The 15,039-nt window shown below is 65.4% G+C and carries 12 protein-coding genes and 1 pseudogene; 5 read left to right on the forward strand and 8 right to left on the reverse strand.

Annotated features, from left to right (window positions below; all coding sequences use genetic code 11):
* Positions 1-159: 159 nt before the first annotated feature.
* The 4 genes from J2R78_RS03850 to J2R78_RS03865 all read right to left on the reverse strand — a co-directional run bounded on the left by J2R78_RS03850 (position 160) and on the right by J2R78_RS03865 (position 4,403).
* A complete protein-coding gene (locus J2R78_RS03850; RefSeq protein ID WP_253602981.1) occupies positions 160-1,596 on the reverse strand; it encodes an amidohydrolase family protein in 1,437 nt (478 codons plus the stop codon).
* A 103-nt stretch (positions 1,597-1,699) separates the two neighbouring features.
* The gene (locus J2R78_RS03855; protein WP_253602982.1) at positions 1,700-2,725 is read right to left on the reverse strand and encodes an ABC transporter substrate-binding protein; all 1,026 of its coding nucleotides are present in this window, start codon (positions 2,723-2,725) and stop codon (positions 1,700-1,702) included.
* 44 nt (positions 2,726-2,769) lie between these two features.
* Complete coding sequence (locus J2R78_RS03860) at positions 2,770-3,546, reverse strand: ABC transporter permease (protein WP_050425957.1); 777 nt, start codon at positions 3,544-3,546, stop codon at positions 2,770-2,772.
* 2 nt (positions 3,547-3,548) lie between these two features.
* Positions 3,549-4,403, reverse strand: a complete 855-nt coding sequence (locus tag J2R78_RS03865) for an ABC transporter ATP-binding protein (protein ID WP_253602983.1) — start codon at positions 4,401-4,403, stop codon at positions 3,549-3,551.
* Here J2R78_RS03865 and J2R78_RS03870 point away from each other — a divergent pair.
* On the forward strand, positions 4,402-4,587 hold the full coding sequence (locus J2R78_RS03870; protein ID WP_253602984.1) for a hypothetical protein: 186 nt from the start codon (positions 4,402-4,404) through the stop codon (positions 4,585-4,587). The two genes, J2R78_RS03865 and J2R78_RS03870, sit on opposite strands and share 2 nt — an antisense overlap.
* A 41-nt stretch (positions 4,588-4,628) precedes the next feature.
* On the forward strand, positions 4,629-5,387 hold the full coding sequence (locus tag J2R78_RS03875) for a GntR family transcriptional regulator (protein WP_253602985.1): 759 nt from the start codon (positions 4,629-4,631) through the stop codon (positions 5,385-5,387).
* 162 nt (positions 5,388-5,549) lie between these two features.
* Here the strand turns inward: J2R78_RS03875 and J2R78_RS03880 are convergent, their stop codons facing one another.
* Entirely contained in the window at positions 5,550-5,969 is a 420-nt protein-coding gene (locus J2R78_RS03880) for a nuclear transport factor 2 family protein (RefSeq protein WP_253602986.1), read from the reverse strand.
* 152 nt (positions 5,970-6,121) lie between these two features.
* On the opposite strand from J2R78_RS03880, the gene J2R78_RS03885 reads away from it, so the two are divergent.
* Both J2R78_RS03885 and J2R78_RS03890 read left to right on the forward strand, forming a co-directional pair.
* Positions 6,122-7,384 (forward strand): amidohydrolase family protein, encoded by a 1,263-nt coding sequence (locus tag J2R78_RS03885; RefSeq protein WP_253602987.1) that lies wholly within the window; start codon positions 6,122-6,124, stop codon positions 7,382-7,384.
* A gap of 237 nt (positions 7,385-7,621) precedes the next feature.
* Positions 7,622-8,837: pseudogene (locus J2R78_RS03890) on the forward strand (mandelate racemase/muconate lactonizing enzyme family protein).
* Between the two features lie 172 nt (positions 8,838-9,009).
* Here the strand turns inward: J2R78_RS03890 and J2R78_RS03895 are convergent.
* The 3 genes from J2R78_RS03895 to J2R78_RS03905 all read right to left on the reverse strand — a co-directional run bounded on the left by J2R78_RS03895 (position 9,010) and on the right by J2R78_RS03905 (position 14,292).
* The gene (locus J2R78_RS03895) at positions 9,010-10,245 is read right to left on the reverse strand and encodes an ABC transporter substrate-binding protein (protein WP_253602988.1); all 1,236 of its coding nucleotides are present in this window, start codon (positions 10,243-10,245) and stop codon (positions 9,010-9,012) included.
* Between the two features lie 347 nt (positions 10,246-10,592).
* Positions 10,593-12,632: a hydantoinase/oxoprolinase family protein gene (locus J2R78_RS03900; protein WP_253602990.1), complete on the reverse strand. Its 2,040-nt coding sequence runs from the start codon at positions 12,630-12,632 to the stop codon at positions 10,593-10,595.
* Positions 12,633-12,639: 7 nt separating this feature from the next.
* A complete protein-coding gene (locus tag J2R78_RS03905; protein WP_253602991.1) occupies positions 12,640-14,292 on the reverse strand; it encodes a hydantoinase B/oxoprolinase family protein in 1,653 nt (550 codons plus the stop codon).
* A gap of 267 nt (positions 14,293-14,559) precedes the next feature.
* Between J2R78_RS03905 and J2R78_RS03910 the strand changes: the two genes are divergently transcribed.
* Positions 14,560-15,027 (forward strand): DUF305 domain-containing protein, encoded by a 468-nt coding sequence (locus tag J2R78_RS03910; protein WP_253602993.1) that lies wholly within the window; start codon positions 14,560-14,562, stop codon positions 15,025-15,027.
* Positions 15,028-15,039: the final 12 nt, after the last annotated feature.

A 15,039-nucleotide genomic window follows, 5' to 3' on the forward strand; every position in this document is an offset into this window, starting at 1 on the left:
ACACATGACCAGCCGGTGACAGCGACTGATTCAGTTTTCTTGTTGGGTGAACTTGAAGCCGCGCGACGAGTGTGATGCAAGTGGAATTTTCTTCCGCTTGACGGAATTAGCGAGCGTATGACCGAAGCTGCTGCTCAGCGCGAAGCGAAGATTGTGCAGCTAATTGCAGGTGAGCTGCGCTTCGAACCAGTGTTGCACTGAGTTCGACAATCGCGGCCATGCGCGCAAGACATGCGCGTATGTGGCCGCGCTCGCGCAGGTGATGCCGCGCAGTTCTTGCTCAATGGTGGGAAGATCAACACCGAGGCACCGGCCGGCCTTGGCGACGCTGCGACCATCGACCACAAGCTCTGAGATCAGCGACGCATTGCCGCGCGCGAACAAGAGGTCGAGCGGATCGGCATCGAGAATCTGATCACCCTCGAGGCGATCGAGATCGATGCTGACGAAATCGGCCGGCGCACCGACCGCGAACTCGCCGGTGCCCGGCGCGCCGGTGGCGCGGCGGCCGTTGCGGATCGCGAGCGTGAAGAATTCCTGAGCAGTCCATGTACGCTTGAAGCCGAGACCACCGTACATCATCTGCACCAGCCGCATCTCGCGCAGCAAATCGTCATCCTCATCGAGCGCCAGGCCATCGACGCCGACGGCAATTCCGCAACCGCAGGCGTGCGCCGCGGCGATCGGCGCGAGCCCCGAGCGCAGATGCAGGTTGGAGGAAAAATTGGTGACGATGCGTGCGCCCGACGCCGCGATCATCTCGAGCTCGTCGGGCCGAGCGTGGATGCAATGCGCGAGCGTCAGCCGCTCCGAGAGGAAGCCGATATCGCGGAGATAGCGCACGATGCCGCCGGGAAAATGCTGGTCGGCCCAGGCGCGCTGGTAGGTCGTCTCGAGCAGATGCATGTGGATGCGGCGGCCGGTCCGCACCGAGTTCTCCGCGACCGCCTCCAGCAGCGGCTTCGAGCACCACTGCACCCCGGCCGGGCCAAGCTGCACATCGACCTTCGGCCCGCCGATCGCCGCAGCGATCGCGTCGGTCAGCTCGATATAGGCCTGCGGCGACATCGGGGCGCGCACGAACGGCTGTTCGATCGTCTTGCGGTCATCGGCCGGAAGACCTGACAGCACCGCTTCGCTGTCGCCATAGACGATCGGGTTCTGGTCGCGCACCGCGATGGCAAAGGCGATGCGGATGCCGACATCGCCGGCGGCGCGAGCGATCGCCCTGGCTTCATCGACGAGCGGCATGGTGCCACTCGGGCGGGTGTAGTGCACCATCATTGCCGCGCAGCCGGCCTGCGCCGCGCGGGCAAACGCCGAGGCCGCGGTGAGATAGGGATCGACCGGCGTGCCAACCACCGTGCGCAGGATCCAGCTCTCCAGGGGCATGCCGACCGCGCCGAAGCTCGAGGCGCGCGGGCGGGCGTGGTCGTGGGCGTTGACGAAGGCGGGAAGGATGAGGGAACGCGGGCCTGTCGCCGGGCGCGCGGCTTCGGAAATATCGGTGATGACGCCGCCGTCGTGACGGAGCACGACGTCGTTGCGGATGTCGTGGTCAGAACCGCAGAACAGACGGGTTGCCGTGACGTCCATCGGTCCCTCCGCCGTCATTGCGAGGAGCGGAGCGACGAAGCAATCCATCTATTCCCGTGCCGAAGAATGGATTGCTTCGCTTCGCTCGCAATGACGAGTAAACTTAATTCGCTGTATACACCAGCTCCCGCTCCGCACGTGGCGGCAGGAATTCCCGCGAAAACACTTCGGCCGGGGCCGGCGTGCGGGCGAGCTGGTAGCCTTCGACGATGAAGCCGATGGCGCGGGCCATGCGGTCGTCCTTGACGTCGCCGATGCCGATGTCCTTCATCTCCGGCGAGACAATGAGCTTCTCGAAGGAATATTGCAGGCGGCGCTTCTCGACATCGACATTGATCAGATTGTCATAGTTCAGCGCCGCCTTCATGGCCGCGTTCTGATCCTTGGCGACCGCGATCGCACCCTTGTTGATGGCGCGCACCAGACCGGCCACCGCCTTCGGGTTCGAGGCGATCAGCTTGCGCGAGACCATCACGCCGTTGGAATAGAGGTCGAGCCCGTAATCGCCGAACGAGAACCATTTGAAGTCCTTGTCGGGGTCCTGACGGTTCAGCACCAGGTTGAAATAGCTCGTGATGTTGAACACCAGCGCGGCGTCGATGTCGCCCTTGATCAGCATCGGCTCCTGCAGGTTCGGCGCCATGTTGGAGACCTTGATCTTCTCGCCATCGAGCCCGTTCTTGTGCACGAACACCGGCAACAGCCGCGTGGTCGGCGTCCCCTGCGCGCCGCCGAGCGTGTGGCCCTCGAAATCCTTGATCGACTTGATGCCGCTCGAGTTCTTGGCGACGATCGCGAATGGCGGCTGGTTCCACATCATGTAGACCATGACCGGCGCATCCTGCGGCTTGGTCGCGGCGTTCTGGATGATCGCGTTGACGTCGCCGAAGCCGGCGTCATAGGCGCCCGACATGATGCGCGTCACGGTCGCGCCGGAGCCCTCGCCCTGGTCGATCACGACGTTGAGGCCTTCCTCCTTGAAGTAGCCGTTGTCCTTGGCGTAGAAGAACGCGGCGTCCGAGCCTTGCGTCTTCCAGCCCAGCGTGAACTTGATGGTGGTTTCCTCGGCGCGCGCGGGACCGGCGATCAGGGCCAATCCCAACAGCGCGGCGCTTACTTTTCTCAGCATCGAGATCTCCTTAAGCTTCATTGCTTGACGGTCGACGAAGTGTCTCAAGTGGCGATGACATTGTCCTTGCGTGTCGCCCAGCCGGTGACCTGGCCCTCGATCAGCGAGAACAGGACGTAGAGCGCGACGCCGAGACCGGCGAGCACGAACAGCCCGGCGAACACCAGCGGCACGTTGAAATTGGAGGACGCGGTCATCATGACGTTGCCGATGCCGCGGTTTGAGGCGACGGTTTCCGACAGCACCGCGCCGACGAAGGCGTAGGAGACCGCGACCTTCAGCGAGGCGAAGAAGAACGGCATCGTCCTCGGCAGGCCGACATTCCAGAGGATGTCGAACTTGCTGGCGCCGAGCGCCTTCAGCACGTCCTCGAGCTCGGGTTCGGTGGTGGCAAGACCGGTGGCGATATTGACGACGATCGGGAAGAAGCAGATCGACAACGAGGTCAACACCGCCGGCACGGTGCCGGAGCCGAACCACAGCACGAAGATCGGCACCACGGCGACCTTCGGGATCGACGAGAAGCCGACCAGCAGCGGATAGCAGGTGTCGTAGGCGGTTTTTGACACCCCGATCACGGCACCGAGCGCGACGCCGAGCGCCACGCCGAGCACGAAGCCGATCATGGTGGTGACCAGGGTCTGCACGATGTGCGGCCACAGGATCGGGAATTTCTCGAACAGCGTGACGAAGATCTGCGACGGCCGCGGCAACACGAGATCCGACATCCCCGTCATCAGGCAGAACAATTCCCAGGCGACGAAGAACAGCACGATCAGGGCGGCGGACCAGGCCTTCTGCCTGATGTCTGACACGGACATGGTCAGGCTCCCTCGCGCGCCGCGCTGCGCGCATCGACGATGAAGGCGCGGAGCTTCTGGTTGAGCGCGACGAAGTCAGGCTCAAAGGTCATCGCCACGGTGCGCGGACGGGCGAAGTCGACCCTGGAGTCGTCGAGGATGCGGCCGGGCCGCGCGCTCATCACGCAGATACGGCTGGCGAGGAAGCCGGCCTCGCGCAGATCATGGGTGACCAGCAGCACGGTCGGCCTGTGGGTCATCCAGAGCTGCTGAAGGATTCCCCACAGCTCCTCGCGGGTGAACTGGTCGAGCGCGCCGAACGGCTCGTCGAGCAGCAGCATGCGCGGCTCGTGGATCAGCGCGCGGCACAGATTGGCGCGCTGGAGCATGCCGCCGGAGAGCTGCCAGGGATAGCGGCCGCCGAACCCCTTCAGCCCGACCTGCTCGAGCAGCGTGTTGGCCTTGTCGCGGAATTCGGTCTTGCGCAGCTTGCGGAACTGCGAGCGGAACGGCTCGACGATCTTCAGCGGCAGCATGATGTTCTTTTCGATCGTCGTCCACGGCAGCATGGTCGGGTTCTGGAACGCCATGCCGACCCGCATCGCGCGCGCCGCGACCTCGCGGCCCCCGACGATGACGACGCCGGTGGACGGCCGCGCCAGGCCGGAAACCAGCCGCAGGATGGTGGACTTGCCGCAGCCGGACGGGCCGACCAGCGCGACGAACTCGCCGTCGGCGATCCGCAGCGTGGTTGTTGACAGAGCCGGCACGGCGCGGGCGCCGCGGCCGAAGGTCACGGAGGCGTCCGACAGCTCGATCGCGGTCGGCGCGGATCCGGCGGCCATCGGCTCGCCGGCAAATTCGGAGTTTGGTTGCATGCGCATCACGAGCAAAGTGCATGCAAGCCGGATGCCAGCGGCAGCCGCGTTGAAAATCCCAGCGGCAGCCGCGTTGAAAATCAAGGAGATCGCGCGTTTCCCGCCTCAAAGGCCGGATTCCTTTTGGGCAATCCGTAGCTCAAACTGCATGCAATTCGAGCGCCCGATTGCTTTGGCGGTATGATAAAGAGGCGTTCGAAGCACCTTCGAGAGGGATTCGCGGCAATGGCGGGGCGCGCCGACAGCAGCAAGACGGCTGAATCGTCAGACAAGGTCAGCGTGATCTGCCGCGCGCTGCGGCGCGCGATCATCGAGCAGGCGCTGGAGCCCGGCGCCAAGCTGCCCGAGGACGCGCTCGGCGAGCGTTTCGGCGTCAGCCGGACCATCGCACGGCATGCGCTCGGGCAATTGGCGGCGGAAGGCCTGGTCGAGCTGCGCCGCAACCGCATCGCCGTGGTGGCGACGCCGAGCTGGCAGGAGGCACGCGATGCCTTCGATATCCGCATCGAGCTCGAGCGGCTGGTGGTGCGGCAACTCGCGGGCAAGCTGACCAAGGCGCAGATCGCCGAACTGAATGCCCATGTCGACGCCGAGGATCGGGCCCGCGACGGCACCGACGCGGTGTCGATCCGGCTCGCCACCGAATTCCACATCCTGCTCGCCCACATGACGAACAGCCCGATCCTGGTGCGCTATGTCAGCGAGGTCGCGTACCGCTGCTGCCTGACGCTGTCGCTGTACAGCCGGCCGCATTCATCGGAATGCGCGATCAACGAGCACCGCGCGATCATCGCCGCGCTGGCGAAAGGCGACGTCGACAAGGTGATGGCGCTGATGCACAGCCATCTGGATTCCGTGGCGACCCGCGCGCTGGTCGCGCCGAGCCCGCAGCGCGGCCGCGATCTGCTGGATATTCTGGCCCCCTATGCCGACGAGGCAACCGGCGAAAAGGTGGTGAAGCTGACGAAGGCGGCGCGGCGCTGATACTCTTACCTCGCCCCGCCTGCGGGGAGAGGTCGGATCGCATCGCAGATGCGATCCGGGTGAGGGGGTACAGGTCTATCCGCGGCCGATACTCGCGGATGCAGCCCCTCACCCCGACCCTCTCCCCGCAAGAGCGGGGCGAGGGAGAACTGGCACCGCTTCCTACGCCTCGATCCCCCGCTGAATCAAAATCCGCTCGGCGCTGTCGTTCCAGACGTCCATCTTGACGATCTGCCCGCCCCGCACCACGAAGCGGTCGACATAGCGGTTGCCTTCGAACGGCGTGCCGTCCGTCCACTCGCCGTAGAGCGTACCGACGCTGTAGACGACGGTCTCGCCGGTGCCAGGGCAGACATCGAAGCGGTCCATCTTCTTCTTCACCCAGCGATAGCGCTTCGCATTGAAGGCGGTCGGCCCGCGCGGATGGTCGAATTCGCGCCCGCCGGTGAAAGTGATCACCGTGCCCGGCTTCATATAGGCCGCGGCCGCATCCGGATCGGGGATCATCGACGCCGTCAGATAGGCCTCGACGATCTCGACATCGGACATCGGGCGGGCATCGGCTTTGGCGGGTGCGGACATGGGGCCTCCAGGAATAATCAGGACTCTACAATCTGCCGGCAAAAGTGTATGCATATTTTTTAGACAGTCGAACCATAAAACTGCACACAATCTGGTGCTGCCGGATCCTCGCCCCTCCGCTAGGCTGAAACCATCCTGATGTTTCCTCGCCGATGATCGCGAAACCTGCCTTTGACCTCGTCTTCCGCAATGCCGTGACGCGCAGCTCTGCCGCCGCGGTCGATATCGGCATCGCCGGCGGCAGGATCGCCGCGATCGCGCCGCGCCTCGTGTGCGAGGCGGTCGACGTCGACCTCAACGGCCGGCTGGCGTTGCCCGGCTTCGTCGACACCCATATCCATCTCGACAAGGCCTGCCTGCTCGGCCGCTGCGGCCACGATCACGCCAGCCTCGGCGAGGCGATCCGCGCGGTATCGGCGATGAAGCGCGACTTCACGATCGAGGATGTCTATGCGCGCGGCTCAAAAGTGATCGAGCGCGCGATCACGGCGGGCACCACGCGGATGCGGACGCATGTCGAGATCGACCCGAGGATCGGGCTGCGCGGCTTCGAGGCGGTCAAGGCCTTGAAACGCGACTACGCCTGGGCGCTCGATCTCTCGCTCTGCGCCTTTCCGCAGGAGGGCCTGACCAACGATCCCGGCGCCGACGAGTTGCTGGTCGCAGCGCTGCACGACGGTGCCGAGGCGGTCGGCGGCTGCCCCTATGTCGACAGCGATCCGAACGCGCATATCGCGCGCATCTTCGACCTCGCGCAGGAGTTCGACGTCGATGTCGACCTGCATCTCGATTTCGACCTCGATCCCTCCTGGTGGCACATGGAGGAGGTCTGCCGGCAGACCGAGCGGCGCAACTATCACGGGCGCGTCGCGATCGGGCACGCCACCAAACTCTCCGCGCTGCCGCCTGATCGGTTGAAGAAAGCCGGCGCTCGGCTCGCCGAGGCCGGTGTCGCGGTCACCGTGCTGCCGGCGACCGATCTCTATCTGATGGGCCGCGACGCCACCCACAACGCGCCGCGTGGGCTGACCGCCGCGCACCGGCTCGTCGCCGATGGCGTGCTGTGCTCGGTCGCGACCAACAATGTGCAAAATCCCTTCACGCCGTTCGGCGATGCTTCGCTGCTGCGGATGGCCAATCTCTACGCCAATGCGGCGCATGCCGGGATCGGCGAGTTCGACGCCTGCCTCGATCTCGTCACCGATCTGCCGGCGCGGCTGATGAACCTGAAGGATTACGGCATTGCGGTCGGCAACCCCGCCGACATCGTCGTGCTCGATACCGACAGCGGAACCAACGCCATCGCCGAGCTGCCCGACGTGCTGATGGGCTTCAAGCACGGCCGCAAGACCTTCGAACGGCAAAGGCCGACATTGTTCCGGCCTGACACCGAGATGTTTGTCCCGTCATCCTGAGGCGCGAGCTCTTGCGAGCCTCGAAGGATGCACGGCCCCGCGAGATCCATGCGGAAAGAGCCGGGCCGTCGCCCTTCGAGACGCGCGCAAGAGCGCGCTCCTCAGGGTGACGGTGAACGAAGAGGCGAGTGCCGCCTTGCCAATACGCATTGTCGCCTTGCCTTGGCGCGAATTGACGCGTCCGCCGATCCGTTGTTGGTATCCCGCCAACAGCAACAAACAACCGGGCAGGAAACCATGAGCAAATCCACCACAATCAAAAGCGTCGAGACGCTCGCCTGCGATGCCGGCTGGCGGAATTATCACTTCGTCAAGGTGACGACGACGGACGGGCTGGTCGGCTGGAGCGAATATGACGAGGGCTTCGGCGCGCCCGGCGTGACGGCGGCGATCGAGCGGCTTTCGGCGCGGGTGGTCGGCAAGAACGCGTTCGAGCACGAGCGGATCTATGTCGAGCTGTTCGCCGCGACGCGCCCTGCCGCCGGCGGCGTGGTGGCGCTGGCGCTCGGGGCGATCGAGAACGCGCTGCTCGACGTCAAGGCCAAGGCGCTCGGCGTGCCCTGCTACGACCTGCTCGGTGGCAAGATCCGCGACCGCGTGCGGGTGTACTGGTCGCATTGCGCGACCTGGCGCATCAATCATCCCGACTGGTACAAGCCGGCGATCACTGATCTCGACGGCGTCAAGGCGATCGGGGCCGAAGTGCGCGAGAAGAAATTCACGGCGATGAAGACCAACATCTTCGTCTATACCGACGGCAAGCCGCAAGGCTGGCGCCCCGGCTTCGGCTCGCCGTTCCAGCCCGAGATCAATATCGACCGCACCGTGCTGCGCAATCTCTGCATGCACCTGGAGGCGATCCGCGACGGTGCGGGGCCGGATGTCGATCTCCTGCTCGACCTCAACTTCAACGCCAAGACCGAGGGCTATCTGAAAATCCTGCGCGCCATCGAGAAGATGGACATGTTCTGGGTCGAGATCGACACCTTCAATCCACAGGCGCTCGGCTATATCCGCCGCCAGAGCCCGCACCCGATCTCGTCCTGCGAGACGCTGCTCGGCCTGCGCGAATTCCTGCCCTATTTCACCGAGCAGGCGATGGATGTCGCGATCATCGACACGCCATGGAACGGGGTCTGGCAGTCGATGAAGATCGCCGCCGCCGCCGAGCATTTCGAGGTCAACGTCGCGCCGCATAATTTCTACGGCCACCTCTGCACCATGATGAACGCGCATTTCTGCGCCGCGGTGCCGAACCTGCGCATCATGGAGACCGACATCGATCGGCTGGCCTGGGACCACGAGCTGTTCACCCACGTGCCCGAATTCGTCGACGGCCATCTGGTGATCCCGGATCGCCCGGGCTGGGGCACCGAGCCGAACGAGGAAGGCCTGCGCGCGCACCCGCCGAAAGAACAAGGGCGGGCTGCTGAATTATGGATTGAAGAAGTAGGCGTTTGTTGCGCCGGCCCACACCCCATCGTCGTCCCGGCGAAGGCCGGGACCCATAACCACCGCTGCCTGGTGTGTAAGGGATTATCGCCCCAGCAGAGCAAAACAATGCGCAGTTGGGGTAATGGGTCCCGGCCTTCGCCGGGACGACGCATGACCCAACTCAACGGCCCTCAATTATCCTCGCGCACCGCCGTGAACGCGCTGTCGATCACGTCGCCGATCGGCTGCCAGGCATTGCCGTCGAACTGCACCAGGCGCATCTGCTTGATCGGGCGGAAGTCCTTCGGTCCGGTGTTGATCACGATCCCGGGCAGCGCGATCGGGCTCTGGTAATCCTTCAGCGACGCGGCCTGCCGCATGATGTTCTCGCGCGACAGATCGTCGCCGCACTGGCGCAGCACCTGCATCAGCGTATCGGCGGCGGCGTAGCCGAACACGGCGTAGATGTCGTCCTTGTCGCCGTCGGGATAATACTTGTCCATGAAGGCGAGCCACGCCTTGATCTGCGGATCGTCCTTCCAGGAGGCATCGCCGGCATCCTTGAGGAACGAGGTCGAGATCACGCCGAGCGAATTCTGCAGGCCTGCCGGCCGCAAGGCGCTGGCGATCGAGGCCGACGCATTGTCGAGGATGAACACCGGATGCCAGTCGAGGTCCGCGGCGACGCGGATCGCGCGCGCCGCGATCGCCGGCGCCCCGTCGAACACCAGGATGTCGGCGCCGGAGTTCTTCAAAATTCCGATCTGGTTCTGGATCGCGGTCTCCGATGCATCGAAGGCGAGATCGGCGACGATCATGCCGGCGGTGTCGCCGAGCCCCTCCTGCAATCCCTTGAACAGGTCGCGGCCGAACTGGTCGTTCTGCCAGAGCACCGCGATCTTGCGCGAGGGATAGGCGGCCTGGATGTAATTGGCGTAGATCCGCCCCTCGGCGCGGAAGGTCGGCTGCCAGCCCATGGTCCAGGGAAAGGTCGCAGGATGCGCCCACGCCTCGTCGCCGGAAGCGACGAACAGCTGCGGGACCTTGTTCTCGTTGAGGTACTTCCGGACCGCGAGGTTGCTCGGCGTGCCGAACGAGCCGAACATCAACAGCACATCCTGCTTCTCGACGAGATCGCGGGTCTGCTCCATCGCGATCTTCGGATTGGAGCTGTCATCGACCGAGACGAACCTGACCTTGCGGCCGTTGATGCCGCCATGCTCGTTGACCATGTCGAAATAGGCCGCCTCCGCCCGCCCGATGGTCGCGAACGCGGCGAGCGGCCCGGTATAGGGCATGACGTTGCCGATGCGGATCTCGTTGCCGGCCGCCGCCGTCTGCGCCTGCTGCGCGCGCAACGGCGCCGCCGCGAGGACAGCTGCGAGGACGAGGGATATCGAAAGCGCAGTTTGTCTTTTTGTTTGCATCAACATCGCCACAAACGCGCCGGCACCAGGCCGGCGCTCCTCCCGAGCGAGCGGAGTTTATCGCCCAAGCCAATGCCGGAAAAATGAAATGTTGATGGCGGAGGCAGGCCTTCTTTCACCTCCCCCGCAAGCGCAGGGCAATCGCATATGGCAGCGAAAAGCTTGGCGGCGCTATTTCCACATCGTCATGGCCGGGCTTGTCCCGGCCATCCACGTCTTTTTCGCGCGGAAACCAAGACGTGGATGCCCGGCACAAGGCCGGGCATGACGAGTCTGTGGAGGGATCGAGCGCACATGCGATAACCCTGCCCGCAAGCGGGAGAGGGAGTGCAGTTCCGACTTGACGATCAGCGCAATGTTATATCGAGCCAGCCCAGCGGGTTGACCGCGACGCGGTCGCCGCTGTCGACCAGGACGGTCGTGGTTTCGGCCTCAATGATCGCGGGACCGGCCAGCGCTTGGCCCGGCCCGAGATCGTCGAGCGCGTAGACCGGCACCTCGCGCCAGGCACCGAACCAGGCCTGCCGCTTGCCGCGCGGCGCGCAGGGCGCAGCCGAGCTGGCCTTTCCGGCATCACTGCTGCCGCGCGCCACCTTGCCGACGGCGGCAACGCGGGCGTTGACGAACACCACCTCCTGCCCGCGCGAGGCATAGGTGTAGAGCTCCTCGTGGCGGCGATGGAAGCGTTCCTCGATCTGCGCCACCAGGTCGGCGGCGCCGAGATCGAGCTCGCCGAGCGGCACGTCGATCTCGAACACCTGCTCGCCGTAGCGCATCTCGGCCGAGCGCTCGATGCCGATATCGCCCTTGAACCAGTCGCGCAGCCGCCCCGCCGCCTGCTCTTCCAGCCCGGCGAACAAGGCGCGAACCTCGTCGGCGGAAATCCGGCCGGTGCCGTAATGGGTGCGGCTGACCTCGTAGCGCAGATCGCTGGTCAGCATGCCCCAGGCCGAAAGCACAGAGGCGACCGTCGGCACGATGATGCGCTTGATCTCGAGCTCGCGCGCGACCTCGGCGGCGTGCATGCCGGCGGCGCCGCCGAAGCTGAGCAGCGCGAATTTGCGCGGATCGACGCCGCGGCGCAAGGTCATCAGGCGGATGCCGTCGGCCATCTTCAGATTGATCATCTTGTAGATGCCGGCGGCGGCCTCGATCCGCGACAGCTCGAGCGCTGCGGCGATCCGGTCCACCGCGGCTTCCGACGCCGCACGGTCGAGCGGCCGCGCGCCGCCCATGAAGGCGGCGGCGTCGAGATAACCGAGCACGACATTGGCATCGGTGACGGTGGCAGCCGTGCCGCCATTGCCGTAGCAGGCCGGGCCGGGCACCGAGCCCGCGCTCTCCGGCCCGACCCGCAGCGTGCGGCCGCCGTCGACGCTCGCGATCGAGCCGCCGCCGGCCGCGATGCTGGCGATGTCGAGGCTGCGCAGCGCGATGCGCTGGCCGGCGAGCATGCCGTCCGCCGACAGCGAGGCCTGGCCATCTGCGATCAGCGAGATGTCGGTCGAGGTGCCGCCCATGTCGAACGGCACGAGATCGGGAATCCGCAGAAGATCGGCGCAGCGGCGGCTGCCGGAGATGCCGCCGGCCGGCCCCGACAGCACAGTGCCCGCGGCAAGCCGCGAGGCCTCCTCCACCGGCGCCATGCCGCCATGCGACAGCACGACGAACAGCGAGCCGGCAAAGCCGGCCTCATGCAGGCTGCGCTCCAGATTGGTGAGATAGCGCCGCACGGTGGGCTCGACATAAGCGTTCACGATCGTGGTCGAGGCGCGCTCATATTCCTTGATCTGCGGCAGCACGTCGCTGGAGCGCGACACGCTGACGTCGGGCAGCTCCTTCGCCAGCTGCTCGACGGCGGCAAGCTCGTGTGCCGGGTTGAGATAGGCATGCAGAAAGCAGACCGCGACGGAATTCGCACCCGACCGTTTCACCTCGGCGACGACATCGCCGAGCGCTGTGGCATCGAGTGCAACCGCGGCGCTGCCGTCGGCCTTCAGCCGCTCGCGCACGCCAAAGCGGCGCTCGCGCGGCACCAGCGGCTCGGGCGGCGGCGTGCGCAGATCGTAGCGGTCCGGCTTCAGCCCTTCGCGCATCTCGACGACGTCGCGGTGGCCTTCGGTGGTCAGCAGCGCAACTTTGGCGCCCTTGCGCTCCAGCAGCGCATTGGTCGCGACCGTCGTGCCGTGCACCAGGCGATCGGTCGCGGCGAGCATCGCCGCGCGCGTCACGCCGAGGCGGCGCGCCAGCTCTTCCAGTCCCGCCATGACGCCGATCGACTGATCGGCCGGCGTGGACGGCGATTTCGCGAACACCGTGCGCCCGGTTTGATCCGTCGCGACCAGGTCGGTGTAAGTGCCGCCGACGTCGACCCCAATCGTGTACATCGCTGCCCTACACCGCTTTCGAAACCAAACCTTGCGCAAGATCGCGCGCCCGCGCTTCCGCCGAGCGCTTCTCCGGTGGACCCCAGCCGCCGCCGCCAGAGGAGCGGATCTCGAGGCAATCGCCTGGGCGCAGCTCGATGCCGACTTCTTTCGTCTTCAGCACGCGCGGCTCGCGGCCTTCCGAGAGCAGCCTGTAGTGATGAGGCTCGCCGTCCTTGCCGCCGAGCATGCCGCAGGGACCATGGCGCGCGCCGTCGCCGGCGGTGTTGCCCTTGGCCGGCTTTTGCGTCTCCAGCACCATGTCGAGCGCGACGCCAAGGCCGCCGCGATGCTGGCCGTCGCCGCCGGAGTCCGGCCGGAATTCGTGCTGGCGGAAATGCAGGGGAAAGCGCACCTCGGCCACCTCGATGCTGCCGAATTTGAGACCGCCGACCGAGTGCCACTCGCCGATCGAAGAATAGCCGTCGCCGCCCGGCGAGGCGCCGCCGCCGGGCCGTGCCTGGAACATGTGCCAGATGAAATTGCGTCCGTTGCGCGGATCCTCACCCTGGATCGCGATGCGGAAGCGGCGCCCCCAGCCGCCCATCACCCGATCCGGACAGGACGCCGACATCGCCTTGATGATGGCTTCGACGATCTCGTTGGAGGGATGGCTGGTGCACAAGGTGACGGGACGGCCGGGATCGGCCCAGACAATCGTGCCCTGCTTCGCCACCACCTTGAGCGGCCGCAGCGCGCCGGTGTTCTTGGGGATATCGGCGTCGATCAGATAGGCGAAGGCCATCGCGACCGCGGCCTGCATGTTGGCGTGCGACGAGTTCACGAAACTGGTCGACTGCGGATCCGAGCCGGTGAGATCGACCTCGATGTCACTGCCCTTCTTGGTCACCTTGGCGGCGATCTTGATGTCAGTGCGGCCGTGGCCGTCATCGTCGAGCAAGGCCTCGCCGTGGAACACGCCGTCTTTCCAGGTCGACACCACGGCGCGGGTCTGCTGCTCGGTGGCATCGAGAATGGCTTCGATCGCGGCTTCGACCGTCTCCGCGCCGAACTCGCTGAACAGTTTTGCGACGCGGCGCTCGCCGAGATGCGCGGCCCCGAGCATTGCCGCGAGGTCGCCGCGGAATTCACGGGGGTTGCGGATGTTCAAAGCCAGGAGGTCGAGCAGATCCTCGCGCGGCTTGCCGGCCTCGTAGAGCTTGATCGGCGGAATGCGAATGCCTTCCTGATAGATCTCGGTCGCACCGGGGTTGTAGGCGCCGTGGGTGGCGCCGCCGATGTCGCTCTGATGCGCGCGCACGATGGTCCAGAGCAGTCTTTTTCCGCCATCGAATACCGGCACGAAGGCTGTGAGATCCGGCAGGTGGCTACCGCCCTGATAGGGATCGTTGAGCAGGATGACGTCGCCGGGCGCGACGTCCTTGAAGCGCTCCTCGACCGCCAGCGTCGCCCAGGGCAAGGCGCCGACATGAACAGGAATGTGGTCGGCCTGCGCGATCAGCCGCCCGTTGGTGTCGCAGATCGCCAGCGAGAAATCGCGGCTGGAATTGAGGATCTGCGAATAGGAGGTGCGAAGCATGGCTTCGCCCATCTCCTTCACGATCGACGACAGGCGGTGCTGGACGACGGAGCGGGTGATCGGATCGATCTTGGCGGACATCTTGGCCTTCTTGGCGCGAGCGACTTGCGCAGGGAGGATGGTGGAACCGGTCGATCGAAACCGGAATTCCTTCTTATAGCCAGTGGCTTGCGGATCGCAAATCGGCTGGCCCGGCCGAAACGGATCATTCCGGCGATCAGCAAGTCGTGATCGACAAGAATCTGCCTGACGACGGAATAGAGCTCACGCTGCTGCGTCCCACCCATGCAAGCCGGCCCAAGCCCGTAACCGCTCGGGCCTCCCCGACAACTCCCAGGGTGAACGCAAATGCTTCCTCGATTCCTTAAGTCCGGCCTCGCGCCGCGCGCCGGCGCCGCCCTGCTCGCTTTTGCAGCTGCGGCGGCTGCTTTTGCGCATGACGACCATCATCCGGTCCAGACCGGGCAGACGGCCGAAGAGAGCGCCTTCCTTGCTGAAAACGATACCGCGATGACCAAGATGATGAACGACATGGCGGCCAAGCCGAGCGGCGACATCGACCGCGACTTCGTCGCGATGATGACGCCGCATCACCAGGGCGCGATCGACATGGCGGTGATCGAGCTCCGCTACGGCAAGAACGAGCAGCTGCGCCGGATCGCGCAGGAAATCATCGTCGAGCAGCAGCAGGAGATCGACGCCATGAAGCTCGCGATCGGAGACCCGGTTACGGCATCCGCGCCCGCCCCGACGCAGCAGAGCCCGGCGCCCGCTGCTCACGATCATATGAACATGTCCCACGGAATGAAGAACTAGGAGCCTCAAACG

Source organism: Bradyrhizobium sp. USDA 4538 (assembly GCF_024171045.1).
GTDB lineage: Bacteria > Pseudomonadota > Alphaproteobacteria > Rhizobiales > Xanthobacteraceae > Bradyrhizobium > Bradyrhizobium australafricanum.

What these genes read in the sequence shown, in the direction of transcription:
- J2R78_RS03870 (WP_253602984.1), top strand. Translation starts at nt 4,402, where the DNA reads ATGCGCATCACGAGCAAAGTGCATGCAAGCCGGATGCCAGCGGCAGCC.
- J2R78_RS03855 (WP_253602982.1), bottom strand. Translation starts at nt 2,725, where the DNA reads ATGCTGAGAAAAGTAAGCGCCGCGCTGTTGGGATTGGCCCTGATCGCC.
- J2R78_RS03865 (WP_253602983.1), bottom strand. Translation starts at nt 4,403, where the DNA reads ATGCAACCAAACTCCGAATTTGCCGGCGAGCCGATGGCCGCCGGATCC.
- J2R78_RS03905 (WP_253602991.1), bottom strand. Translation starts at nt 14,292, where the DNA reads ATGTCCGCCAAGATCGATCCGATCACCCGCTCCGTCGTCCAGCACCGC.
- J2R78_RS03895 (WP_253602988.1), bottom strand. Translation starts at nt 10,245, where the DNA reads ATGCAAACAAAAAGACAAACTGCGCTTTCGATATCCCTCGTCCTCGCA.
- J2R78_RS03875 (WP_253602985.1), top strand. Translation starts at nt 4,629, where the DNA reads ATGGCGGGGCGCGCCGACAGCAGCAAGACGGCTGAATCGTCAGACAAG.
- J2R78_RS03910 (WP_253602993.1), top strand. Translation starts at nt 14,560, where the DNA reads ATGCTTCCTCGATTCCTTAAGTCCGGCCTCGCGCCGCGCGCCGGCGCC.
- J2R78_RS03885 (WP_253602987.1), top strand. Translation starts at nt 6,122, where the DNA reads ATGATCGCGAAACCTGCCTTTGACCTCGTCTTCCGCAATGCCGTGACG.
- J2R78_RS03860 (WP_050425957.1), bottom strand. Translation starts at nt 3,546, where the DNA reads ATGTCCGTGTCAGACATCAGGCAGAAGGCCTGGTCCGCCGCCCTGATC.
- J2R78_RS03900 (WP_253602990.1), bottom strand. Translation starts at nt 12,632, where the DNA reads ATGTACACGATTGGGGTCGACGTCGGCGGCACTTACACCGACCTGGTC.
- J2R78_RS03880 (WP_253602986.1), bottom strand. Translation starts at nt 5,969, where the DNA reads ATGTCCGCACCCGCCAAAGCCGATGCCCGCCCGATGTCCGATGTCGAG.
- J2R78_RS03850 (WP_253602981.1), bottom strand. Translation starts at nt 1,596, where the DNA reads ATGGACGTCACGGCAACCCGTCTGTTCTGCGGTTCTGACCACGACATC.